This window comes from Wolinella succinogenes DSM 1740, from assembly GCF_000196135.1.
GTDB lineage: Bacteria > Campylobacterota > Campylobacteria > Campylobacterales > Helicobacteraceae > Wolinella > Wolinella succinogenes.
Genome location: NC_005090.1, coordinates 1,694,697 through 1,718,289 on the forward strand (window position 1 = coordinate 1,694,697; position 23,593 = coordinate 1,718,289).

The 23,593-nt window shown below is 49.0% G+C and carries 29 protein-coding genes; 17 read left to right on the forward strand and 12 right to left on the reverse strand.

All coding sequences use genetic code 11. From position 1 onward, the window contains the following. Positions 1-15: 15 nt before the first annotated feature. The 4 genes from WS_RS08440 to WS_RS08450 are packed head-to-tail and all read left to right on the forward strand — an operon-like array spanning position 16 to position 5,731. On the forward strand, positions 16-807 hold the full coding sequence (locus WS_RS08440; protein WP_011139597.1) for a sensor histidine kinase: 792 nt from the start codon (positions 16-18) through the stop codon (positions 805-807). Further along, positions 797-1,132, forward strand: a complete 336-nt coding sequence (locus tag WS_RS11300; RefSeq protein WP_408646040.1) for an ATP-binding protein — start codon at positions 797-799, stop codon at positions 1,130-1,132. The genes WS_RS08440 and WS_RS11300 overlap by 11 nt, the downstream gene beginning before the upstream one ends. Beyond that, on the forward strand, positions 1,129-5,079 hold the full coding sequence (locus tag WS_RS08445; protein ID WP_011139598.1) for a hypothetical protein: 3,951 nt from the start codon (positions 1,129-1,131) through the stop codon (positions 5,077-5,079). Before WS_RS11300 ends, WS_RS08445 begins: the two co-directional genes overlap by 4 nt. Before the next feature lie 4 nt (positions 5,080-5,083). Further along, positions 5,084-5,731 (forward strand): response regulator transcription factor, encoded by a 648-nt coding sequence (locus WS_RS08450; RefSeq protein ID WP_011139599.1) that lies wholly within the window; start codon positions 5,084-5,086, stop codon positions 5,729-5,731. Here WS_RS08450 and WS_RS08455 read toward each other — a convergent pair. After that, positions 5,721-6,290 carry a DedA family protein gene (locus WS_RS08455; protein ID WP_011139600.1) on the reverse strand — a complete coding sequence of 190 codons (570 nt, stop codon included), beginning with the start codon at positions 6,288-6,290 and terminating at the stop codon, positions 5,721-5,723. The two genes, WS_RS08450 and WS_RS08455, sit on opposite strands and share 11 nt — an antisense overlap. A gap of 127 nt (positions 6,291-6,417) precedes the next feature. On the opposite strand from WS_RS08455, the gene WS_RS08460 reads away from it, so the two are divergent. After that, complete coding sequence (locus WS_RS08460; protein ID WP_011139601.1) at positions 6,418-7,251, forward strand: flagellar hook-basal body protein; 834 nt, start codon at positions 6,418-6,420, stop codon at positions 7,249-7,251. A 12-nt stretch (positions 7,252-7,263) separates the two neighbouring features. Then, positions 7,264-8,055 carry a flagellar basal-body rod protein FlgG gene (flgG, locus tag WS_RS08465; RefSeq protein WP_011139602.1) on the forward strand — a complete coding sequence of 264 codons (792 nt, stop codon included), beginning with the start codon at positions 7,264-7,266 and terminating at the stop codon, positions 8,053-8,055. A gap of 13 nt (positions 8,056-8,068) precedes the next feature. Here the strand turns inward: flgG and WS_RS08470 are convergent, their stop codons facing one another. Genes WS_RS08470 through WS_RS08510 form a run of 9 tightly spaced genes read right to left on the reverse strand, consistent with a single transcriptional unit; the run spans position 8,069 to position 14,256 of the window. Continuing rightward, entirely contained in the window at positions 8,069-8,944 is an 876-nt protein-coding gene (locus WS_RS08470) for an ABC transporter ATP-binding protein (protein ID WP_011139603.1), read from the reverse strand. Beyond that, positions 8,941-9,624, reverse strand: a complete 684-nt coding sequence (gene modB, locus WS_RS08475; protein WP_011139604.1) for a molybdate ABC transporter permease subunit — start codon at positions 9,622-9,624, stop codon at positions 8,941-8,943. The genes WS_RS08470 and modB overlap by 4 nt, the downstream gene beginning before the upstream one ends. Beyond that, a complete protein-coding gene (locus tag WS_RS10720; protein ID WP_158305211.1) occupies positions 9,625-10,020 on the reverse strand; it encodes a TOBE domain-containing protein in 396 nt (131 codons plus the stop codon). Continuing rightward, positions 10,017-10,388 carry a hypothetical protein gene (locus WS_RS08485; RefSeq protein ID WP_041571885.1) on the reverse strand — a complete coding sequence of 124 codons (372 nt, stop codon included), beginning with the start codon at positions 10,386-10,388 and terminating at the stop codon, positions 10,017-10,019. The genes WS_RS10720 and WS_RS08485 overlap by 4 nt, the downstream gene beginning before the upstream one ends. Then, positions 10,385-11,224: a ModD protein gene (gene modD, locus WS_RS08490; protein WP_173355312.1), complete on the reverse strand. Its 840-nt coding sequence runs from the start codon at positions 11,222-11,224 to the stop codon at positions 10,385-10,387. The genes WS_RS08485 and modD overlap by 4 nt, the downstream gene beginning before the upstream one ends. A 34-nt stretch (positions 11,225-11,258) precedes the next feature. After that, positions 11,259-11,921 carry a molybdate ABC transporter permease subunit gene (locus WS_RS08495; RefSeq protein ID WP_129545324.1) on the reverse strand — a complete coding sequence of 221 codons (663 nt, stop codon included), beginning with the start codon at positions 11,919-11,921 and terminating at the stop codon, positions 11,259-11,261. Positions 11,922-11,939: 18 nt separating this feature from the next. Beyond that, positions 11,940-12,662, reverse strand: a complete 723-nt coding sequence (gene modA, locus WS_RS08500) for a molybdate ABC transporter substrate-binding protein (RefSeq protein ID WP_011139608.1) — start codon at positions 12,660-12,662, stop codon at positions 11,940-11,942. Positions 12,663-12,675: 13 nt separating this feature from the next. Next, positions 12,676-13,428 carry a molybdate ABC transporter substrate-binding protein gene (gene modA / locus WS_RS08505; protein WP_011139609.1) on the reverse strand — a complete coding sequence of 251 codons (753 nt, stop codon included), beginning with the start codon at positions 13,426-13,428 and terminating at the stop codon, positions 12,676-12,678. A gap of 51 nt (positions 13,429-13,479) precedes the next feature. Next, positions 13,480-14,256 carry a TOBE domain-containing protein gene (locus tag WS_RS08510; protein ID WP_011139610.1) on the reverse strand — a complete coding sequence of 259 codons (777 nt, stop codon included), beginning with the start codon at positions 14,254-14,256 and terminating at the stop codon, positions 13,480-13,482. 148 nt (positions 14,257-14,404) lie between these two features. On the opposite strand from WS_RS08510, the gene WS_RS08515 reads away from it, so the two are divergent. The 11 genes from WS_RS08515 to WS_RS08565 all read left to right on the forward strand — a co-directional run bounded on the left by WS_RS08515 (position 14,405) and on the right by WS_RS08565 (position 21,900). Next, positions 14,405-14,908, forward strand: coding sequence for a 3-isopropylmalate dehydratase small subunit (locus WS_RS08515; RefSeq protein WP_011139611.1), 504 nt, complete (start codon positions 14,405-14,407; stop codon positions 14,906-14,908). Positions 14,909-14,912: 4 nt separating this feature from the next. Beyond that, complete coding sequence (gene leuB, locus WS_RS08520; protein ID WP_041571886.1) at positions 14,913-15,989, forward strand: 3-isopropylmalate dehydrogenase; 1,077 nt, start codon at positions 14,913-14,915, stop codon at positions 15,987-15,989. Positions 15,990-15,994: 5 nt separating this feature from the next. Next, the gene (locus WS_RS08525) at positions 15,995-16,243 is read left to right on the forward strand and encodes a hypothetical protein (protein WP_041571887.1); all 249 of its coding nucleotides are present in this window, start codon (positions 15,995-15,997) and stop codon (positions 16,241-16,243) included. Continuing rightward, a complete protein-coding gene (locus WS_RS08530) occupies positions 16,234-16,617 on the forward strand; it encodes a CiaD-like domain-containing protein (protein WP_011139614.1) in 384 nt (127 codons plus the stop codon). The genes WS_RS08525 and WS_RS08530 overlap by 10 nt, the downstream gene beginning before the upstream one ends. 73 nt (positions 16,618-16,690) lie before the next feature. Next, positions 16,691-17,185, forward strand: coding sequence for a hypothetical protein (locus WS_RS08535; RefSeq protein ID WP_041571888.1), 495 nt, complete (start codon positions 16,691-16,693; stop codon positions 17,183-17,185). After that, complete coding sequence (locus WS_RS08540; RefSeq protein ID WP_041571889.1) at positions 17,179-17,871, forward strand: response regulator transcription factor; 693 nt, start codon at positions 17,179-17,181, stop codon at positions 17,869-17,871. The genes WS_RS08535 and WS_RS08540 overlap by 7 nt, the downstream gene beginning before the upstream one ends. Continuing rightward, on the forward strand, positions 17,864-19,093 hold the full coding sequence (locus tag WS_RS08545) for an ArsS family sensor histidine kinase (RefSeq protein ID WP_011139616.1): 1,230 nt from the start codon (positions 17,864-17,866) through the stop codon (positions 19,091-19,093). The genes WS_RS08540 and WS_RS08545 overlap by 8 nt, the downstream gene beginning before the upstream one ends. Further along, complete coding sequence (locus WS_RS08550; protein WP_011139617.1) at positions 19,083-20,222, forward strand: tRNA nucleotidyltransferase/poly(A) polymerase family protein; 1,140 nt, start codon at positions 19,083-19,085, stop codon at positions 20,220-20,222. The genes WS_RS08545 and WS_RS08550 overlap by 11 nt, the downstream gene beginning before the upstream one ends. A 59-nt stretch (positions 20,223-20,281) precedes the next feature. Further along, a complete protein-coding gene (locus tag WS_RS08555; RefSeq protein ID WP_041571890.1) occupies positions 20,282-20,581 on the forward strand; it encodes a hypothetical protein in 300 nt (99 codons plus the stop codon). An 11-nt stretch (positions 20,582-20,592) separates the two neighbouring features. Beyond that, positions 20,593-21,564: a porphobilinogen synthase gene (hemB, locus tag WS_RS08560; RefSeq protein WP_011139619.1), complete on the forward strand. Its 972-nt coding sequence runs from the start codon at positions 20,593-20,595 to the stop codon at positions 21,562-21,564. A 15-nt stretch (positions 21,565-21,579) separates the two neighbouring features. After that, positions 21,580-21,900, forward strand: coding sequence for a BON domain-containing protein (locus tag WS_RS08565; RefSeq protein ID WP_011139620.1), 321 nt, complete (start codon positions 21,580-21,582; stop codon positions 21,898-21,900). Between the two features lie 7 nt (positions 21,901-21,907). On the opposite strand, the gene WS_RS08570 is transcribed toward WS_RS08565, so the two are convergent. Together WS_RS08570 and WS_RS08575 are read right to left on the reverse strand one after the other, a co-directional pair. Next, complete coding sequence (locus WS_RS08570) at positions 21,908-22,534, reverse strand: LysE family translocator (RefSeq protein WP_011139621.1); 627 nt, start codon at positions 22,532-22,534, stop codon at positions 21,908-21,910. An 11-nt stretch (positions 22,535-22,545) separates the two neighbouring features. Beyond that, positions 22,546-23,583 (reverse strand): AI-2E family transporter, encoded by a 1,038-nt coding sequence (locus WS_RS08575; RefSeq protein ID WP_011139622.1) that lies wholly within the window; start codon positions 23,581-23,583, stop codon positions 22,546-22,548. Between the last annotated feature and the right edge of the window lie 10 nt (positions 23,584-23,593).

The window sequence follows — 23,593 nt, forward strand, 5'->3', positions numbered from 1 at the left end:
CTAAAGGAAGCAAAAATGATTCCTTATCGATTCATGAAATTTTTCAATGGGCGAAGTCTGCACGATCTCCACACCAAAATCATCCTTCTAGCCGCCCTGCTCCTCTCACTGCTTCTCCTACTCATCGCACTTAGCGAATATCCTTCTCTCTCCGAGCAGGGCAAAGAAGAGACCTTGCGATTCTTGCTCAATAGCTTTGTGATGGGGGCGCTTCTACTCTTTGGGGTTTGGATTTTGTTACGATTCATCACCTACCGTCTTCAAGATGAGCTGGTCAAATTCCTCCGTCTCTTCCAAAAGGCGCTCACCCAAAAAGCGCGCATCAACCCCAAAGAGGTGCGATTTTTAGAGACCAAAGCCCTAGCGCGTGAGGCCAACACGCTCATCGCGACCCTCCAAGAGCTCAATGAAGAGTTAGAAGGTCGCGTGCAAGAGAAGACAGAGAGCCTAAAAAAGCGCAACCAAGAGCTCAAAGAGATGGTGCTCTCTCAGGATCGATTCCTCAAAAACGCCATTCACGATATCTACACCCCTTTGAGCGTCATCTACGCCAACACTGACCTTTTGGAGCTAAAAATCGGTGACAATCCCCACCTGCACAAAATCGAAGCCGCTGCCAAAAGCCTGCACAACATCTACTCTGACCTCAGCTATCTCATCAAGAAAGAACGAGAGAGTTTCGTGAAGGAGCGCGTGGATCTGTGCGAATTCATCCGTGCTAGAGTGGACTACTTCCGTGAGATTGCCGAGGGGAATCGGCTCACTTTTTCTCTAGAGCTAGAGGGGGGGAATCTTCATCTCTTTTAGCCCTTTAGAACTAGAGCGGCTCTGTGACAACACCCTCAGCAACGCCCTCAAATATAGCCACGAATCAAGTGTTATAAAAGTTTTATTAAAAAAAGAAGGAAACTATGCTATTTTAAGAATTATCAACCAAGGTCGCCCCATCCAGAATCCCTCCAGACTTTTTGAGCGCTACTACCGCGAAGATGAAGCCAAGGGAGGGTTTGGCCTAGGGCTTAGTATCATCCAAGAGATTGCCGAGAAAAATGGCGTGAGTATTGAGGTCGATTCCCAGATAGAGAGCGGCACTAGCTTTGCTTATCGTTTCACATTAGAGGAGGAGAGATGAGAAAAATTCTAGCGTTTTGGGGCTGGCTCGCCTTGACCCTTCCCCTGCTAGCCGCTGATCCCCAATGTTCCGCCGTCTTTAGCAATGCCGTAGGGGTGACCACCTATAATCTCACCGCCAACTCGGGCGCCAAACTCTATAACACTGAGGACAACAGCAATGTCATCAATGTGGGCTCACTCTCTGGAGTCTCCACAATCTGCCAAGGGGGTGCAGCCACTTGCGTGGTCAATTCTCATGCTCCTTTGATGACAATTCCCAATGCTCCCATTTTTGGTTCACTCATTGGCTACACTCTCAACTCAGGCCAAAATGACACCCTCAGCTTTAACACCACTCGCAGTAGCTTTACTATCAATGGCACTCTCAATCTTAATGGCAACATCTATCTCAATTCCAAAAATCTTTTAGGCACCGCCCAATCCTTCTCACTCAACAATGGAGGAGTCCTTAATATCAACGGCAATGTGACGATTTATGCCTCCACCCTCACCCTCAATGGCACCATCAATATCAACTCGGGCTCTCTCACCCTTATTGTTGATAGTTTCAACTACAATAGTGGCGCCAAAATCAATGGAAACAACACTTATGACAAAGTGGTGATTCTAGCGCGCAACTCCATCGCCATCAACGATTCCATCCCTGCGATTCTCTACTCCAATGGAAGCGCCACAGTCAATAGCCAAGGGGTAGTCTATGGGGCTTTGACCGCGGGAAGCATCATGCTTAATGGCACCATTCACTACATCCAATCCGCCACCACCAGTGCCGAGATTCCAGGGTGCACCAACAATTTCTCAGGTAGCAACCTCCGCGCCTTCACTAGAGCCTATCAAACCAGCCTCAATGGAGGAATCAAGATCATTGGCAACACGATTTTAGGACAAAAAAACAGTAATTCCACCATCTGCCCCACTAACAACACCAATAATGCTGAAGTTACCCTCAGGTATTGGGATATCGATTCTGATTCGTCCACTTTTAGCTCTTCGAGTAGCACCCTCACGCTCACCTCAAATTCTGAAATCGTCAAAGCCTATCTCTATTGGCAGGGGATTCTCTCCGCAGGAAACAAAGCAGAAGCTCAAAGCGTCAAGCTCAAAACTCCCACGCAAACAAGCTATGTGGAGATCACCAGCCAAACATCCAAATTCAATTGGGCGGAGCAGAACTACTCTGGCTACTACTACTCCTATCAAGGGGTAGCCGATGTCACCAGCTATGTCAAAGAATCGGGAGTCTATACCGTCGCTGACCTCTCCACCACTCAAGGGACAATCAACCAGCTAGGAAGCTTTGGCGCATGGGCGATCGTGGTGGTCTATCGCAACAACTCCGAAACCTTCAAAAATATCACCCTCTTTGATGGATACGATATTGTTAGCAGCGGAAATAACAAAAGCTACACCCTCTCAGGATTCCTCACCCCCACCAAAGGTACCGTGAAGTCCAGCTTCCTTACTTTTACAGGAGAAGGCGATGTAGACATCACAGGGGATTACATCCAGCTGGGAGGCACTCGTCTTAAAAATATCAATGGGGTGACCAATAACGCTTTTGACGCTTCCATCACCGAAGGAAGCAACTACTTCACCGCCAAAAACCCCAACTGCCAAAACAACTTCGGAATCGATATCCATGATTTTGATGTAGGCTCTAGCGGTCAAAATATCATCAACAATAGCCAATCTAGCGTGGGCATCACCCTTGGTTCCACCCAAGATACCTATTTCCCAGGACTCTTTGCCTTCTCCACGGATCTCTATGTGCCTGATGTCTGCTACGAAGAGAATCTCACCAAAAATGGCATAGAGCCCACCAGTATTGTTATTGGCGACACACTTGATATCAATGTCACCATCTCCAACATGAACTACGAGCCCGCCAAAGGGGTCTCTATTGCCAAGTTTTTCAACACCTCTTTGGAGTATGACAAAGAGAGCACTCAGGTGCGCAATAGCACTGGAATCTACGTTCCTAAAACCGATGCAGGCGGAGATGATGTGGTCACCTATAGCGATAAGGGTAACGAGCAAAAGCTCCGTATCAACCTAGGCACAGGAGCGAGCGCTTCAGGAGGGGGGACGATTGGTCATGAGCAAGAGGAAGCTTTTTACTATCGCTTTAAAGTTCAACAAGATGGAAATCTCACCAATGAATACAAGGTCTCCTATCGCGATGAGAGCGATCCCTACAATGTAGTGGAGCACAGCGAGATTGCCATTGGGAAGTGCTCCAACCGCAACATCACCTCCTCCATCATCACCGTCTCACCCCTGGGCAAAGCGAGAATCGTAGAACGCGGGGCGGGCTGGAGTACCAACGGAGGAAGCCTCTCGACTAAAATTTCGGGAGACAATCTCGCCTTTGACCTTCTCTATGCCACGGATAGCAGCGGAGCGACTCTCGCCACGGGAGTGGTCAAAAAAGTAGAGCTCTATGACTACTCCAATCCAAGCACCCCTGTTCTGGTTAGATCCCTCATCACTAGCGATAGAACCATCAACCAACGCTATGAAATTCCTGCCTTCTCCATGACGGCTCGAGCCTATCAAGATTTGCGATTCCAAATCACGCTAAGCGATGGAACCATCGCCACCTCGAACAACTTTGCCCTGCGCCCCCATCGATTTGAAATCGCAGGGACAACTCCCACCACCCCCAAAGCGGGCGAGCCTTTCACGCTCACCATCAAAGCCCTAGATACCCTAGGCAACCCTACCGCAGGCTACAATCAAGCGCTAAGCCTCTCCCTCTCCCCCAAGCTCACCTTTAACGAAGAGAAGAGCGAGTGCAAAAAGGGGAATCTCAAAATCACGGGCCATTTTGTCGATGGAGTCTTCACCTCTGACGCCATCACCTACGATGAGATAGGACGCATCAACCTCCAAGTCTCCGAGGTCACAGGGAGTGAATGGGGAATCAATGACGCTCTAGATACGCCAGAGGAGACGCGCTACATCACCCCCTCTGAAGTTTTTCCCCTAGGGGTTGTCCCCTCTCAATTTTCCCTAGAGTCCCTCGCCCTCACCTCAGAGTTTGGCGATTTTTCCTACTTTGATGCCCCATGGGATAAGGCCCTCAAGCTCGACTACACCCTCACCGCCCAAAATGCCGAGGGCAAAACCACCGAAAACTACAGTGCCCAATGCTACGCCAAAGAGGTCACGGTGAAACACACCCTCAATCCCGCTATCACAGAAACCAGAGACGAAGAAAAAGAAAATGTGAATGTGCGCACCAGCGCTACAACCGCCCCCTTTGATGGCGCCACCTTGCCCGACCTCATCGCTCCCCAGTCAGGCTTCACCAAGGGAGAGCAGAGCATCACCCATCCCTTCACCTTCACCACCATTAATCGCAAAAAACCCAAAAGCCCTTTCTTCCTCTCTAGCGCCACGCAAACACTCAAGCTAAGCGCCAGTGATGGCACCACCCAAGGAGAGGGAGAGGTGAGCACCCCCATGAAGCTCTTCTTTGGTCGAATCAACCCCATCGATTCCACCAATACCGCCAAAGAGCCTGCCAAAGTCTATTATGAGGTCTATTGCAGGGGAAGCGATTGTGCTAGTTTTGGCCTCTCTAAGCCAAGTGTCAATAGCGCCTACTGGTATCAAAACCCCAAGCACGCCTCTCCCCCCTTAGAGATGGATCACTTCACCTCCACCACCAAGCCCAACCCCTCGGGCGGAATCGGCTCTCTTAGTGGTGCCTCACAAAATCTCGAGTTCGTTTTGAACGAAGGAGAGCGCAAACGCGTGGATATCACTCATGGTGATGAGGCAGGCAAGTTTCCTCTCTATCTCCATTTTCACCCCTATAGCACCACCCCTCTCACCAGCTTCTTTGTCTCTCGCCCTCTGGAGGACAAGACCGTAGAGAAAACGATCCAGACTAACGAAACGACACGCCAAACCAAAGGCGCCTCTAGGATAGGAGAGTGAAAAGGTGAAGATTTTGCTATTGGAAGATGAGAGGATGTTAAGAGAGAGCCTAAGGGAGTATCTAGAGACCCTAGGCCATGAGGTGAAAGAATGCGAGGGGGGAGAGAAGGCGCTCGCTCTTGGACTCTCCCAGCCCTTTGATCTCTTTTTGTTTGATGTGAGCACGCCCCAAAAAAGCGGCTTTGAGGTCGCCAAAGAGCTCTCTTCAAGACGCATTCTCACGCCGCTTATCTTCATGACCGCTCGCGTAGAGATTGAGGATATCTCCAAGGGATTTGAGCTAGGGTGCATCGACTACATCAAAAAGCCCTTTCACCTCAAAGAGCTCGCCCTCCGCCTCCAAAATCTCCCCCAAAAGACCTCCGCCCCTAGGCTCATCGCTCTAGGCGGACACTATGCCTTTGACCTCGCCACCGCCACTTTATACGAAGGGGAGCATCCTAAAAATCTCACCCCTCGTCAGCGAGAGATTCTCAAGCTCCTCTGCGAGAATCAAGGAAAAGTGGTCGATTTTGACCTCTTTAGGGAGAGAATCTACACCGAAGGATTCGTGGATAACGCCACCATTCGCGCGGAGGTGAGCCGTCTTAAAAAACTCTTTGACGAAGAATTCATCCAAAACATCCGCGCCCTAGGCTACTCTATCGCTTAGAGCCTTTTTTGGAGACACTTCCCATCCACAGCCACAACCCCCCTAAAAGAATCGCCACCAAGATAGGGGCGAGATAGGGGCGAAGCGAGAGGATCTCAAAGAGCTCCATAAAAAGCTCTCCTGAGAAATAACCCCCTAGACCAATCACCACCGCCCAGACCAAAGAGGCAAAGAAATTGTAGATTCCAAACTTCCAGTCATTATACTTCGTGAAGCCAATCGCCAAGGGAACGAGGGTCTTGATTCCATAGATATACTTTTGAATGAAAATTACCGCGTTGCCATAGCGCTTCATCCAAAGATGGGCGAGGGCGAGCTTTCGGCGCTGCTTCACCAAATAACGCATCACCTCACCCTTTTGGTAACGAGCGAGATAAAAAAGCCCTATATCTCCAAGAAAATTGGCGATTCCTGCCACGAGCATTGAGACGCCAAGGTCCATCTTGCCTGCATACGCGAGCACACTAGCCGCCACTAACCCCACAAAGCCTCCCCCCAGGGAGTAGAGGAAGAGGAAGAGGTACCCATAGGTACTTAAGGAGGTGAGAGTCTCTTGCAAAATGAGATTCCTTGCTAAAAAAATGATTCGCCATTCTATCGAAATTCAGCCTCAAAAAGGAGTCTCCCAAAAAGGAACGCTCCTTGCTTCACTCTGCTTGAAAATCTAGCGCACGACAAGGACGGAGATGCAAAGCGGATACTACAGCTCCACAGGCGGGATTGTCACACAATTTCACCGACTGGATATGATTTCTAACAACCTAGCCAACGCAAATACCACAGGTTTTAAGCGTGATGATGTGGTGATTGGGGACTTTCTTCGACTCTATGAACAGCAAAAAGAGCCCCTCCCTCTAGAGGATCAGACGAGAGAGGCGGCCAAATTTCTCAATCGAGCCATGGATCGAGTCCCTTCCATCGTAGAAGAGTACACCGATCGAAGCATCGGAGGAATCACCCCTAGCGAGAATCGATTTGATTTTGCACTCCAAAGCGAAAACGCCTATTTCATGATTGAGACGCCCGAGGGGATTCGATACACCCGCGATGGCTCTTTCACGCTAAATAGCGAGGGGAGATTGGTGACCAAGGAGGGCTTTGCCGTGCTTCCTAGAGAATTTGTCCAAAGTCGCCAATATATCGATATTCCCGATGGTGTAGTCATCGAGGCGGATCGCAATGGGAATCTCTACTCAAGAACGCTCAATAACGACGAGCTAGGCGACATTATTCCTTTGGGAAATATCGCCATCGCCTCCTTTGAGAATCCTAAATACCTCGAAAAAACAGGTAAAAATCTCTATGAATACCCCCAAGAGCGCATGGGAGAGCGAAACCTAGCCACTAACAGCGGTGCACTCGTTCAGGGCTATCTAGAAAAGAGCAATGTCAATGCCGTCTGGGAGATGACGGGACTGATTGAAACCAACCGCTTGGTCGATATGTACTCCAAAGTCATGAAGACCCACATGGATGATCTCAACACCGAAGCCATCACCAAACTGGCCGTCAAAGCCTAAAAGGACTAAACCATGATGCGAGCACTCTATACCGCCACCACAGGGATGATGGGACAGCAACTCCAAATTGATGTCACCTCCAACAACATCGCCAACGTTAACACTATCGGCTACAAAAAACAGCGCGCTGAGTTTGCTGATCTCTTCTATCAAGTGATGGAGTATGCGGGTTCTAGCACCTCTGAGACCACCCTCTCCCCTACAGGGATTGAAGTGGGTCTAGGCGTGCGACCCACCGCCATCACCAAGATATTCTCTCAAGGAAACTTCAAAGAGACGGGCAACAACCTCGATATTGCCATCACAGGGAATGGATTCTTTCAGATTCAGCTTCCCGATGGCACCACCGCCTACACACGAAATGGCGCTTTCAAACCTGATGATGAGGGCAATATTGTGAACTCTGATGGTTATCGCCTCATCCCTGAAATCACCATCCCCGAAGATGCCACCCAGATCAATATCGGCGTGGATGGAACCGTCTCCGTCCTCCAAGGCAATCAGACCGAAGTGAACACCATCGGTCAAATTGAAATTGCCACTTTCATTAACCCCGCAGGTCTTCACTCCCTAGGAGATAATCTCTATCTCAACACCAACGCCTCAGGCGATCCCATCGTGGATACCCCAGGACTGAATGGTTTTGGGCAATTGCGCCAAGGGTTTGTGGAGTTAAGCAATGTCAAGTTAGTGGAGGAGATGACCGATCTCATCACGGGGCAGAGAGCCTATGAGGCCAACTCCAAGTCAATCCAGACCGCCGATTCGATGCTGCAGACCGTCAACTCACTCAAACGAAACTAATCTCATCAGCCCTCTAGGTCGCCTTTAGCACCAGAGGGTTGAAGGCTTTAGAGGAGATGATCACACTATCCCCCACTCCAAGCCCTGCTATCTCTTCTTGACTCGCCGCCACCTTGATGATCTCATTCCCCACCAAGACACTAAGCGTATAGAGAAGATCGCTCTTTTGGACTTTGAGAATCTCTCCATTAAAGCGAAACTTCCCACTGATCTTGCTCCCTCCAAAAATCTCGCTAGGGGCGCCATCGCGAATCACCCTCCCCTGACTAATCTCTAGCACACGACTAGAGAGGCGAAACACTTCGCTTAAATCATGGCTTACTAGAATAGTCGTCACGCCAAAGTGCCGCTGAATCCTCAAAAGCTCTTCTTGGAGTTTGCTCCGCATGGCGTGATCTAGTGCACTTAAGGGCTCATCCAAAAGCAGAAGCTTTGGCTCCCTCACTAGCGCTCTTGCTAGCGCCACGCGCTGCTTTTGCCCTCCTGAGAGCCTCTCAGGAAGCTCTTTGCGCAACGCCCCAAGCTCCATCACCTCTAAAATCTCCTCCACCCTATGGCGCTCTTTTGAGTGCTCAAGGGCATAGAGAAGATTCTTCTCCACACTCATATGAGGAAAGAGCGCATAATTTTGAAAAACCATCCCCACCCGCCGCTTTTGCGGGGAGAGAGAGAATCTTTTTTCGCTCTCTAGCCAGCGCTCACCCTCAACGATAATTCTCCCCCAATCAGGCTCTAAGAGTCCCGCGAGGATTCTTAGAATCGTGGTCTTTCCTGCACCACTTTTACCAAAAAGTGTCACAAACGAGCCACTCTCTATCTCTTTTTCCACCTCTAGATCAATCTCCCCCTCGCTACTTTTTAGCTTTTTTTTCAGTTGAAGTTCGATCATGAGAAATCCGCCTTGATGAAGTGTTTGTTGAGTGCATAGACCAACAGAAGAATCACAAAAGAGACGATAAAGAGCGTGAAGGCGTATTGATGCGCCAGGGCATAGTTGAGCGCCTCCACCTCATCATAAATCGCAATACTCGCCACCCTCGTCTCTCCCATGATGTTGCCCCCAATCATCAACACCACGCCAAACTCGCCCACGGTGTGGGCAAAGGTGATGACGGCTCCTGTAAGAATCGAAGGCTTCATGTTGGGGAGCATCACTCCAAAAAGGGTGGCGATTTTGCTCTTTCCCAAAGTCCACGCCGCCTCGATATAGCTCCTAGGGAGCGCACTAAAGCCGCTTTGAATCGGATGCACCATAAAAGGGAGACTAAAAAGCACCGATGCAATAATCAACCCCTCAAACGAAAAAACCAGCTTGAGTGCAAAAGTCTGCTCCAGCCATGCCCCAAAAAAATTCCTTGGGCTAAAGGCAATCAAGAGATAAAACCCAAGCACACTCGGAGGGAGCACCAAAGGCATCGAGACGATCGCCTCTATCACGGGCTTGAATGGATTCTTGGTGTAGGCGAGATAGTAACCTAGAGGAATCCCAATAACAAGGAGAATCAAGGTCGTTAATCCTGCCAGCTCAAAGGTGAGCCTCATGGTTGTCACAAAAGAGTCTTCAAACATCTACTCTGTCCTTAGAGTCATTTCGTTAGACTTGACAAACCATCGCGCCTTCGCCCCCACCCTAAGCCCCAACTCCTCTGCGGCTCCATGGGTAATAATGGAGCGAATCTTCTCTCCATGAAAATCAAGCGTCACTTGTGTCAGAATCTCTCCCTTCACCATCTCGATAATCTCCCCCACAAAGGAGTTTCGAGCACTCACTTTAGAATCAATCGTTGCGAGAATCACCTCTGTCTCTTTAAAAAGCATCTCCACCCAAGCCTCCACCTCTAATCCCTCTAGATTAGAGGCATCCAGCATTAGTGCGCTAAATGATTCCTTGTGCGCCTCTAAGCTCACAAGAGCAATCTCTCCCGCCTCTTTAATCCCTTTGGCTTGCGCCCTTAGATAGTTCACCTCTTCTCCTTGGGGCATTGGCAACTTCCCATGAACATCCACTCCGAGCTCTCCTTAAGACTCTCTAGTCGCTCCTGGATGAGCCCCCCTTTGGGTAAGCTCACGGGCAGTATCTGCCTCCCCACAAGCTTAGCGTGCAATATCCCAGGAATATCTTCGGCAATCACAATGTGAGCGTGGCACTTTCTAGAGAGCATTTCTGCGAGCTCTTCCCAGCGATCAAGAAAATGATTCGCTTTTTTACCTTGGGCTAGGCAGTAGCGCGAAAAACTCCCATCAGGGCGCTTTTTATAGACATAAAGTCGCTTAGAATCCTGCAAAGCCCCTTGAATAGAGACACCATCTTGACTAGCCACCACGATATTCATCCCTCGCTCCTTTTTTTCATCCGAACTTTGATATCTAAAGGATTGGCATGGTAGGGGGCTGAGGTGACAACAAAATCCACCCCGCTTTGGGCGATCTTCATCACATTTTCAATCTTCACGCCCCCTGTAGCTGAGAGAAGCAACGAAGGATAGGCGCGCTTAAGCTCCACGCAACGCGCCAGCTCCCCTAACTCCATCTTCTCGCACTGCAAAATATCTGCACCCCAAGAGGCAAAGAGTTTCGCCTCCTCAAAATCGCTCACCTCAACCGCAATCTTCTTCTCCAAAAGACGCCTTTTGAGCGCTTTAAAAGCTTGCTCTAGCTCCGCAGGAGTCTCCAAAAAGACTCGATGCTGTTCAAAAACCAAAACCGAATCAAAAAGCCCCAATCGATGCGGCCATGCTCCTCCGCTCAAAATCGCCTGAAGCATTAGGCGCTTGCTCCCGGGAAAATTTTTGCGCGTGGTGAGAATCTCAATAGAGGGGTTGATTTTTTTGGCGCAAGTGACCATTTCGTGGGTGAAAGTGGCGATTCCGCTTAGGTATTCAAGGAGGTTTTGAGTCACTTTCCACGCCTTATGCAAAGCGATCGCCTTCCCTTCACCTCGCAAAATCTCTTCACCCGCCTCCACCCAAGCGCCCTCTTTGACTAAGGCTTCAAGCTCAACTCCGCAGGCCTCACCCAAAGAGAGCGCCTCTTTGATTCCAGAGATGACGCCCCCCCTCTTGGCGCTAAAGGATATCTCTCCTCTCTTCTCTCCAATCCCAAGCCCCAAGGTCGTCCAGTCGATATAGTCCGCATCTTCTCGCCATAATCGCTCTATCTCTTGATTCACCACTTTCTATCTCTCCTTGCTCTATTTTGAGGCTTTAATTTCGATAAGCCATTTTTCGTAGTATGCCAAAAACCATTAAAGAAAAAGCCCCCAGCACTGCACAAAGCACTAAGGCTTTCTCTGTCTCGCCACTAAAGGCGTGATTGTAGATAGCAAGACTCATCGTATCAGTCTCACCAATGATATTACCCCCTAGCATCAAGGTGATTCCCACCTCTCCAAAAGAGCGCCCCAATCCCAAAAAGAGCGAGGAGAAGATCACCTTCGAGATAGAGGGGAGCAACACCCGATAAAAGGTCTGAAATTTCCCCTTGCCAAGCACATACGAGGCCTCAGAATAGATTCTGTCCTGCTCATCCAAAGCGCTTTGAATGGGTTTGACCACCAAAGGCAATCCCGCTAGAAACGAAGCGATGAGCACTCCCAAAGGAGCGAAAACGATCTCAATCCCGAACTCTTTAAGGGGTGCGCCCAAAATTCCATTTTTTCCCAAAAGCAGAAGCAGTAAAAACCCCAAAGCAATAGGGGGAAAAACGATAGGAATCGTGATGAAAATATCCACTATGCCTTTGAGGGGGTGAGGCTTGCCTGAGAGCGTCCACGCCAAAGCGATTCCAAAGAGGGCATGAAAAAGAAAGGTCCATGAGGCAATCTGGAGTGTCAAAACCAAAGGATTCCAAAGCCAAGGTTCTAACACGCTCACCCTCCTTTGTGATTAAAGGCCATGCGCCCTCAAAATCTCTCTAGCCTCGGGGCTCTTCAAAAATTCTAACATGGCGCGCACTTCAGCCTCTCCCTCTTTGCCTTTTAAAACCACGCCAATAATTTTAATGGGTGAATAGAGCTTAGAATCAACCTCAAGGGCTTGTCCCACCTTCTCTTTGATTCCGATGTAGTCCGTCTTGTTGATCAAGCCCGCATCCAAATCACCACTCACCAAATAGGCGCTCACCTGTGGTACCGTCTGGAGCACCTTGAGTTTGTCGCTCATCTTTTCCCAGACTCCTGAGCGGCGAAGCGCCTCCTCTCCAGCGATTCCATAGATGGCGCTCTTGGTATCGGGAATCCCCACGCTTTTGACCAAAGGGGTCGCAAGAGAGGCCATCTCCAAGGCTGCTTTAGAATCCTTAGAGAATACAAGCATCAGCTTGCCCTCGCCAAGTTCCACCTTCTCCTCATGGGGAATCCCAAGCTTTTGAATAAACTTCTCATCCCCAAAAAAAAGGGAAATTTTATCACTCTCCTTGATCTGAGCACTCACCTGTTGCATATTTCCAAACATCATCTTTACTTGGTGAGAACTCTTTGCCTCAAAAGCTTTCGCGATCGCCTCCAAGGGGCGCTTATACCCTGCACCCCCTGCCATATAGAGGTCTCCCGCCACAAGCCAAGAAGAGAGAAGAAGCCCTAATCCGAGCCCCCCAAATAACTTTTTCATTCAAATCTCCTCTCTATTTTTTTGCAGGAGCATTGAAGCCATACTTTTCAAAAATCGCTCTAGCCCTATCTGAAACAACATATTCAGCAAATGCTTTGGCTAAATCGCTATCTTTGGCTTTTTTGGTGATGACAAAAGATTGCGCCATGGGCGAGTATTTCGAGGGATCAATCGTGATATATTCGCCCTTAGCTCCATCCCCTTGTCGAAGCAAAGAGTAAGCGACCAAACCAATCTCTGCCGCACCGCTATCCACAAAGTGGACGGCTTGAGAGATATTATCCCCCATGACGATTCTTTTTTCTACTTTTTCGAAGATTCCATAGCTCTGAAGAATCTCAACCGCAGCAACACCATAAGGGGCAACCTTGGGGCTAGCGATTGAGATGTGCTTAAACTTCTCATTTACCAAACTCTCTACGCCCCCCTCTAGGAGCTTCTCGTCCAAGGCATAGAGTGCCACCACGCCCATAGCATAAATCGCTGGCGCGGAGCCTGCGTTTCCATCTTGCTCAATCTGAGCCGCATATTTGGCATCAGCAGAAAAAAACATATCATAGGGAAAGCCATTTTTGAGCTGTTGGTAGGCCTTGCCTGAGGCGCCAAAATTGAGCTCAATCTCATCATTTTTGCGATTTTTGAGAAACTCATCCTTGATCTCCGTCACCGCATGGCGAGCACTCGCTGCGACAAATACATTGATCTTCTCTGCATAGAGCTGAACACTTAAGGCCAATATTCCCAGAAGGATTCCTAGCTTCTTCATCGATTTTTTCCTTTATATATTTTTTTATATAACGATAGCACTCAAGAGCGCTCACACGCCCAAGAGTACATGGCTGGCTTTGATGATGGCGTAGGCTTCCATGCCCGCCTTCAACTCCAGCTCTCTGATGGCTTCATTGGTGATAATAGCCGTGAGGAGTTTTTCGCCTACCTTAATCTTCACCTCGCCATTGACCGCTCCCTCGACCACCTCTTGCAAAACACCTTTGAGTCGATTTCTCGCACTCAAACCTTTGGGGTCACCCACGCCAATCATCACCCAACTAGCCTTGATGATCGCATAGGCTTCCATGCCCACTTCAAGCCCCATCTCTTCTAGGGATTCGTTGGTGATGATGGCATAGATCGTTCCACCCCCAATCTCAAGCGCCACTTCAGAGTTCACCGAACCCCGAGTGATCACACTCACCTTACCGTTGATTTGGTTTCTTGCACTCGTTTTCATATTGATTCTCCTTGCTCTCTCCATCGCCTCTTGCCAATCCTCTACGGAATCGCCCAACACCTCAAAAAGTCTCTCTTGGATTCGCTCCAGTTCTCTAAACGCCTTGATGGCCTCCTCACCCTCAGGAGTGATGAGTGTTCCTCCTCCTCCTTTACCTCCGCTGGTGCGCTCCACCAAGGGCGTGGGAGAGAGGTTGTTCATCGCATCCACTGCATCCCAAGCCGCTTTGTAGCTCATCTGCATTGCCTTGGCCGCTTTGGAGATGGAGCCTTCCCTCTTAATCTGTTCGAGGAGCTCCACTCTACCTCTGCCTAAAAAGCTTGCCTTTTGGCGCTTGATCCAAAGCCTTCCTTCAATCTCCATGATCCATCTCCATCGCTCTTGCTATTTTCCGCATGAAGTCCGTATTATAAAAAAATATATAACGCTTGTCAAACCCTCACCTAAAAGATTCCTTTAACGCAAAAAAAGCTAGAATCATCCCACAAGACCACCAAAAAGGGCAGTTTCCATGAATATCCAACAAGGAAAAGTGTGGAAGTTCGGAGAGAACATCGATACCGACCTCATCATCGCCGCGCGCTACCTCAACACCAGCGACCCCCAAGTGTTAGCCAGCCATGTTATGGAGGACGCTAGACCTGACTTCCTCCAGCACTTCACCAAGGGTGACTTTATTGTTGCGGGTGAAAATTTTGGTTGCGGAAGCAGTCGCGAGCACGCACCCGTAGCGCTCAAAACCGCGGGCGTGAGTGCAGTCATCGCCAAGAGCTTCGCGCGAATCTTTTATCGCAACTCCTTCAACACAGGGCTTCCTATTCTTGAAGTTAAAGAGACCGATGAGATTAGAGAGGGTGATACCCTTGAAGTGGATATGGCCCAAGGCACCATCAAGAATCTCACCCGAAATCAAACCTACGCCTTCAAACCCATTCCTCCCTTTATGATGGAGCTTTTAGAGAGTGGCGGGCTCATCGAACACGCCAAAGCGAAAATTGCCCAAGGAGTCTTATAAGATTATGAAAAAATATGAGATTGCGATCATCAAAGGTGATGGAATCGGTCCTGAAATCGTTGATGAGGCCAAAAAAGTCCTCGATGCCATCTCCTACTCCCATGGCTTCGAGCTCTCCTATCACGACTATCTCATGGGTGGAATCGCCGTGGATAGGGCAGGTGTACCCCTGCCTGATGAGACCATTGAGGGGTGTTTGAGGGCGGATGCCGTCCTTTTTGGGGCCATCGGAGGAGAGAAGTGGGATTCGCTTCCCAGAGAGCTTCGGCCTGAGAGTGGGCTCTTAAAACTCCGCAAATCTTTAGAGATTTTTGCCAATCTCCGACCCACCGTGGTCTATGATGAGCTGATCGAAGCCAGCACCCTCAAAGAATCGGTGATCAAGGGAGTGGATATTCTAGTGGTTAGAGAGCTCATCGGAGGAATCTACTTTGGGGAACCCAAGGGCAGAGAGGGAGATAAGGCGTTCAACACCATGGTCTACTCTGTGCCTGAAATTGAACGGATTGCCCATGTTGCCTTTAAAGCCGCCATGCGCCGCCAAAAGCGCGTCTGCTCTGTGGATAAAGCCAATGTCTTGGATGTGAGCCAGCTTTGGCGCGAAACAGTCACAAGAATTGCCAAAGAGTATCCAGAGGTGGAGCTAAGCCATATGTATATCGACAATGCCGCGATGCAGCTTATCCGCAACCCCAAGCAGTTTGATGTGATTCTCACAGGCAATCTTTTTGGGGATATTCTAAGCGATGAGGCAAGCATGCTAAGCGGTTCTATTGGACTGCTCCCCTCCGCCTCTATCGGGGGTAAAGCTGCCTTGTATGAGCCTATCCATGGCTCTGCTCCTGATATCGCTGGACAAGGTATCGCCAATCCCATCGCCACCATCGCCTCAGCCTCCATGATGCTCCGCCACTCCCTGGGAGAGGTCGAGGCCGCCGATGCGATTGATAAGGCGATCGTCAAAACCCTCAAAGAGGGCTACCGCACCAAAGATATCGCCGCCTTTGGAGCCAAAGAGATTTGCACCACGGATGAAATGGGCTCCATTATCGCCAACTACGCCGCTAAAAAAGGTGAGTGATTCTCATGAAAACCCTCACTCTAGCCTCCATTTATGAGCTTCAAGGGCTCAAAGAGGAGGCTTTAGAGATATACAAAGAGGTCCTCAAAAAAGAGCCTCACAACGAAGATGCCAAAATCGCCATCCGACGCCTATCGGGAATGAGAAAGAAATACGATGGGGTGAACGAGGAGATGAAAAAATTCTTCATTCGCATGGACACAGAGATTGAATTCAACGAATTTGAAAGGTGGCTTGTAAAACTATGGAACTAAAAGAGGCGATTTTATCCACTCTCGCGGAGCTCCAAGAGACTCCCACCTCAAAAAATAGCGAATCTTTTGGCACTCCAGAGGAGACTATTCAAGCTCCTCTCTCCCCCCAGTCTCCCCAAATCACCCCGCTCCCCCCTGAAGAGAAGCCTCTTCCTGCCTTCATCGCCCCTCTCTTGGAGCCTGAGAGTGCTTCTAATGAGATGCGCGAAGAGGAGAGGCGCTTTTTGGAAGGATTGCGCGAGCGTGTATTGGTACTCTTTGAAGGGATGCAATCCCCAAACAACCGCAATATAGAGGCCAAGGTCGAGCTGACTCTCAACTTTTTTGAATATCTACTTTCCGTCATTGACGAGCGGCTTGAGAAGAAAAACTAGGGGAAATCCTATTGTTTACCCTCCATTTACTTTCACTTTTTATAATTTTCCCATCTCAACCTAAGGAGACAAGGTGAGACATAGAAAGAGTCTTTTCCAACAAAGCTCTTTCTTGGTAGATTTTGCAAGTGTGACATTCATCCAAGGAGAGGGAAACCCCCAAGACATCCCAACCCCCTCTCTGAAGATGGCTTGCAACTTCGAACATAAGCTTAGTCGACCTGAGCGACTCTTTGAAATTGGGGCGAGTGCAGACGCTCCCAAAAAGAAGAGAACGACTCAAAAGGGTCTTGACATAGCCGTCCCCGCTAACTGTCTAAGAGAGGCAACGAATCGCTTCTTCCCTCTAGCTCTTTTAGGGTTTTGCAGCGCCTTTAAAAGATATAGAGAGGTTATCACGGAGTGTTCGACCTTGATAGACGAGTTCTTTGACACGATATCGCTAAAGCAGCATGAGGTCTTTTTCAAATGGTGTGTTATTGCAAAGCAAAACCCCAACCCCAACCCATTCCTTCATATGAAAATGACCGCCAAACCCCTCCTTTTGTGGAAGAGCGCCTCATGCTAGAGATTCTGATGATTGAGGACGACCTAGAGCTGGCATCCATCCTGAGCGAATACCTCAAGGAACACGACATGAACGTGACCAGCTTTGACGAACCCTACACGGGTATGAGTGCCATTGGCACCAAGCATTTCGACCTCCTTCTTTTAGATTTGACACTCCCCAACCTTGATGGACTTGAGGTTTGCAAAAGGGTAGCCAAGCAGAAGAAAATCCCTATCATCATCTCCTCAGCAAGAAGCGATATCAACGACAAAGTCAATGGATTAGAGTATGGCGCGGATGATTATATCCCCAAGCCCTATGATCCCAAAGAACTCGTAGCCCGCATCCATAGCGTGCTACGCAGATACACCCCAGACAAAGAGACCAATCCTTCTTCAGAAAAATCCTCATCGCGCTCCCCCTTCCGACTGGAAGGGGAGAGCCGCGAAATCTATTTCAAAGAAGCGCTCTTGGATTTAACCCGAGGAGAGTACGAAATCTTGTCCTATCTCATCCAAAAAAAGGGTGCCGTGGTCTCACGAGAAGAGATCGCTATCCACTCCCCCTCTATCAATCCTGATAGCTCCAACAAAAGCATCGATGTGATCATCGGGCGCCTTCGAGCCAAAATCGAAGACAACCCAAAAAATCCTACCTATATTCTCTCCGTGCGTGGCGTAGGCTACAAACTCGACCATGACTAAAAACTCCATTATCGTCAAAATCACGATTCTCTTTGCTGTGGCACTCCTTAGCCTTAGCGCTTTCTCCTTCTACTTCATCAAAATGCAAATCGACAAAGAGAGCTCCGAATCTCAACGCAAATATGGCCAATTCATCGCCACCATCAACCAAATCATGCGTTATGGGGGGAATGTTGAGCTAATCGAAAAGTATCTCGCGGAGCTAGAGTTTCATATCGTCAATGACGACCAGATCAAAGAGAATCTCTCCAAGCAAATCGATCCTCACTTCAAAGGAGTGATCGCCAAGATCGTTCGCGACAACGAATCAATCTATCTCCTCCTGCAGACTCCAGAGCGCGTTACGCTCTATCGCGATTCCTTTAAAACGGTCTTTAAAAACTACTACCTGCTCACTTTTATCGCCTTTTTTATTGTCGTCTTTCTCTATGTGCTCGTCATCAAGAGCCTCCTGCCGCTCAAAAGCCTAAGGAAAGAGATTCGTAAATTTGCCGAAGGGCGCACCGATATTCACTGCGCCTTGGAGCAAAACGATGAGATTGGTGAGCTTGCTAATGAGTTTGACAACGCTGTCAAAAAGATTGCTGCTCTCAATGAATCGCGTCACCTCTTTTTGCGCACCATCATGCACGAGCTCAAAACTCCCCTCACCAAGGGAAGAATTGTCGCTGAAATGATCGACAGCCCCAAGCAAAAAGAGCGCCTCTGTTCGGTCTTTCATCGCCTCAATGGACTAATTGATGAGTTTGCCAAAATCGAAGAGATGAGCTCCAAAAACTATCAAGTCTCCAAAAACGAATATCGTCTTCATGCGATTTTGCACCATGTCCTCAAAAAACTGATGATCGAATCAGAGCAAGCCCCTACCCTTCTTGATCTTCCCGCCCAAGAGGTGATCGTGAAGGCTGACTTTGAGCTCCTCTCTTTGGCCATTAAAAATCTTTTGGACAACGCCCTCAAATACTCTCACGGAGGAAAGGTATTCCTGGAGGCAAGGGGCGATTCTTTGAATGTGAAAAACTTTGGCGCCCCCCTTCCCTACCCTATAGAAGAGTATTTCAAGCCCTTCTTTAAAGATGCCAAAAACCCTCATAGCCAAGGGCTAGGGTTAGGGCTATACATCGCCAAAAGCACGCTTGAAGCCCAAGGCCTCCCCCTGCTCTATCAATACGAAGAGGGTGTGCATCAATTCACCCTTAAGGGCGTTGTGGTTGAGAAGTGAGGCTTTTCTCTCCTCCCTCCCGCCTCCAATCGAGTCCCAAGCTAGAGAGCTTTTAGAGTTTTTCAAGCCCCATGGTGCCAAGGTTTATGCCGTGGGGGGCTCGGTGCGCGACTTTCACCTAAGACGCCCCCTCAAAGATCTTGACTTAGAGATCCACCAAATCACCCCTGCTCTTTTTGAAAGCTTGATGGAGCGTCTTGGCGCCAAAGGCGTAGGAAAGAGTTTTTTTGTCTATAAGTGGCAGGAGATCGACCTCTCCCTCCCAAGGCTTGAGACCAAAACCGCTCTAGGGCATAGAGGCTTTGAAGTGAAGCTAGCCAGCTCCCCCAAAGAGGCAGCCAAGAGGCGTGATTTCACCATCAATGCGCTGATGCTAGAGCTTGAAAGCGGGGAGCTTTTCGATTTTTTTGGCGGGATGGATGACCTAAAGAGGCGACGCCTCCATATCATCTCTCCTCAAACTTTTCAAGAAGATAGCCTAAGGGTGCTTCGCGCGGCTCGCTTTGCCTCTGAGCTTGGCTTTAGAATCGCCCCCGAAGATATTCCGCTCATGCGCTCCATTGAGGTTGATGACCTAAGCAAGGAGCGAATCTATCATGAGACCAAGCGCCTCTTGGAAGGGGCTCATCTGCCCAGAGGGGTTCAGGCGCTTCAACTCTTAGCGCTAGATCAAAAGATCTTTCACCATCCCCTCACTCCAGCACTTTTTCATCAATTCCTTAAACTCCAAAGGCGATTCCGTCCTCGCACCCTAACGCATGAATACGCCTTCTTGCTACCCCTCTACCTCCTTTGGATAATTCGATTCGCCCCCCTGGCTCATCTCCTTGAATCACTCTCTGCCATGCCTAAAAAAGAGCAACGATTCCTCCAAAAACAGAGGCGATTCCCTAAAATCATCCGCGATTCGTTTCTTGTGCGGCTCTCACTTCTCTATCCGCTCAAAGAGTGGCTGGCTCTCCACGACCCCACTCTTCTTCAAAGAGCCAAAAATTTAGGAATCTTTGACCAAAGCTTCATCCCAAGCACCACCCCTTCCAAGCTTCTTAAGGAGGGCTACCAGGGGAAATCCCTAGGAAAAGAGTGGCAAAGACGCGCCAAAGAGGAGATTTTAACTCTATTTAACTAAGCGTCTCTTATGATTGAATGTTTGTATTCATTCCTTCAAAAACAAAAGGTAAAAAGGTCATGGAGATAGAGCTTACGCGGCGTGGTAGCGATGTTTTGGCTGAAATTTCTGGGGTTATCAAAGGCAATGTTGATTCGGAGAAATTCAAAAAGGCAATCGATGAGTGTGGTGAAATCACTCGCCTAGAGATCATCATCAAAGAATCGTTCTCTATCACCTCCACCATTATCGGCTACCTCAACAAAAAAAGTGCCATTAAAAAGGTCCGCGTCCTTTTAAGCATCAGAGACAAGCGTCTCTACGATCTGCTGGATGAACTCAATCTGCTTGAATCCTTCAACGTTACCCTGATTCAATAAAAAGGTTTTTTATGTTCAAAAGATTGCGCCGAGTGCGCCTCAACCCTACCCTAAGAGAGTTGGTCCAAGAGCACCATCTTCGCCCTAGCGACTTCATCTATCCCCTCTTTATCCGCCATGGTGAAGGAATCAAAAATGAAGTCGCCTCCATGCCGGGCGTCTATCAAATGAGCCTTGATGTGGCGCTCCAAGAGTGCGAAGAGCTCCTAGCGCTAGGACTCTCTAGTATCATCCTTTTTGGAATCCCAGAAACCAAAGACAGCATCGGAAGCGAGGCGCTTTGCGAACATGGCATCATGGCCCAATCCCTTCGAGCGATCAAAGAGCGCTTTCCCAAGATGTTCGTGAGTGTCGATCTCTGTTTTTGCGAATACACCGACCACGGCCACTGCGGTATTATCGATCCCAAAACCCAAAGCGTGGACAATGATGCCACCCTAGAGATTCTCGCCGAGCAGGCCTTGATTTTGGCTCAAGCTGGAGCGGACATGATCGCCCCTAGCGGCATGATGGATGGGATGATCACAACCCTAAGAAGCGCGCTGGATAAGGCAGGATTTGTCAATCTCCCCCTCATGAGCTACTCGACCAAATTTGCCAGCGCCTACTATGGACCTTTCAGGGATGTAGCCCAGTCCGCCCCCAGCTTTGGCGATCGCCGCACCTATCAGCAAAACCCTGCCAATCGACGCGAAGCGATTCTGGAGAGCTTGAGGGATGAAGAGGAGGGGGCTGATATTCTCATGGTCAAACCCGCGCTTGCCTATCTTGATATCATCCGAGATGTGCGCGAGCGCACTCTTTTGCCACTCGCTGTCTATAATGTAAGTGGCGAGTACGCGATGCTCAAAGCTGCCCAAAAAGCAGGAATCATCGACTATGAACGCGTCATGATGGAGACGCTTCTTAGCTTCAAGCGCGCTGGAGCGGATATCATCATCACCTATCACGCCAAAGAGGCCGCCAAGCTTCTCTCAATCTAATTTCAAGGAGTTTCTATGATGACGAAACGGTTTTTCACGGCTCTTTGTGTCGGTGCTCTTCTCTTTGCTTCTCTTCAAGGTTGTGCCTCCAAAAGCGGCCAGGAGAGCACCGGAGAGTATCTTGATAGCACCGTGATCAGCGGTAAAGTGCGTGCCAATATCCTAGCTGATAAAGAGGTGAGCATCTTCAAGATCGACGTCACCACCTACAAAGGTGTGGTGCAGCTCAGTGGATTTGTCAAAACCACCAAAGAGAAAACCCGTGCCGAAGCGATTGCCAAAGAGGTCGAAGGCGTGAAAAAGGTGATCAATAATATCGTCGTAAAGGCGGACTAGTCCTCTTTTACGCTTTCTGCAGCCAAAGCCGCACCCCAAGATAGATAAAAAGTGCTCCAATGATTTTATAAAACCACGCCATGATAAGAGCATGGCGTTGGAGCTTGTGCGTGAATGTCGTGGCACTCCATGCAAGAAAAATGCTCCAAAGCACTCCATTAAAGGTGAACACAGCTCCCAAAAAAAGCATACTAAGCACTTTATGTGACCCCTGCGCATCGACAAACTGAGGCAAAAAGGCGAGAAAAAAGAGTGCAACTTTGGGATTAAGAACATTAGTCAAAAACCCTTGCCAAAAAATTACCCTCAAGGAGCGTGTCGCGCTCTTCTCCACCAGGGAGGGAGTTGAGCGAAGAAGAATCAATTTCACCCCAAGATAGACAAGGTAGAGCGCTCCTATCGTCTTCACGACCATAAAAGTTGTAGCTGATGCCATCAAAATTGCCGACAACCCCACAGTCGCCGCCATGACATGGACGAGACACCCCATGCCAATCCCCAACGAAGCGATGAAGCCGCCCTTAAATCCTCGCGCCAATGAGCTAGATAACACATAAAGGGTATCCACGCCCGGCGTGAGGTTGAGCAATAGCCCCGACAAGACAAAGAGCCAAAAATCGTGAATATCCAACATGCTTCACCCTCTCACTCTTGAATGTGTAAAAAACCTCGCTCATAGAGCCGAAGGAGGGCGATAAAAAAGGCTGTGATCGTCGGCCCTAGCACCATCCCCCAGAATCCAAAGGTCGTAAGTCCCGCAAAAATCGCAAAGAAAATCACTAGTTCGTTAATCTGAACGGGATTCTTCAGAATCACACGATTGATCAATCCAATGAGTAGCGGCTTAATCACATTGTCCGCCACTGTAGCAATCACGATCATCGAGTAGAGTGCGATGAGGAGCGAGTTGCCCGTATTGCCCAGATAATACTCATACGAGGCAAGCGGCAGCCAGACCAAAAGCCCCCCGACCACAGGAACAAGCGAAGCCACACCATAGAGCACCCCAAAAAGAAAACCGTTATAGCCCAAAAAGGCGATCATCACCGCAAAAAGAAAGCCCTGGAGAATCACTGAAGCGAGCGAAGAGTAAAAGACCACACCAAGCACCCCCGCTACCTCGCCAAAGAGCTGATGACTCTCGCGACGACTAAAAGGAATGAGTCGTAAGGCATAGTCATAAAACGCCCGCCCATAGTAGAAAAAGAGAAAAAGAAAAATGGTCACAAAAACCGTGTCCGTGACAAAAGAGAGGCTCTTCTTCCCTAGCGCTCCACTCCAAGCGAGTGCGTGTTGCAAAATCGCGCTGGCATTGATTTTGTCAAGATTCTCCATGAGCTTCTCTTGGGCAAAAGGAAATAGCGCCATCCACTTAAACATCTGTGCTTTGGAGCTCTCAACAAACCCCCTAAAGCTATCGGGGTCAATCTTTGAGAGGGTGTCTGCCAACACCGCTGCCACATAAAAAAGCGGCACAAAAAGGAGTGAAAGCAGCAAAACCACCACCAAAAGCGAGGCGAGCCAAGAGAGCTTCACCCGCTTCTCGATTCTCTCTTTAAGGCTCGTGGTCGCAATACACAAAAGCCCTGCCACCAACATATCCATCAAAAAAGGCTTGAAAAGATAGAGCATCCAATAGAGACTAAAGACAAAAAGGATCCAAAAAAAATGTATCGGGCGCACTTTAGAGCCT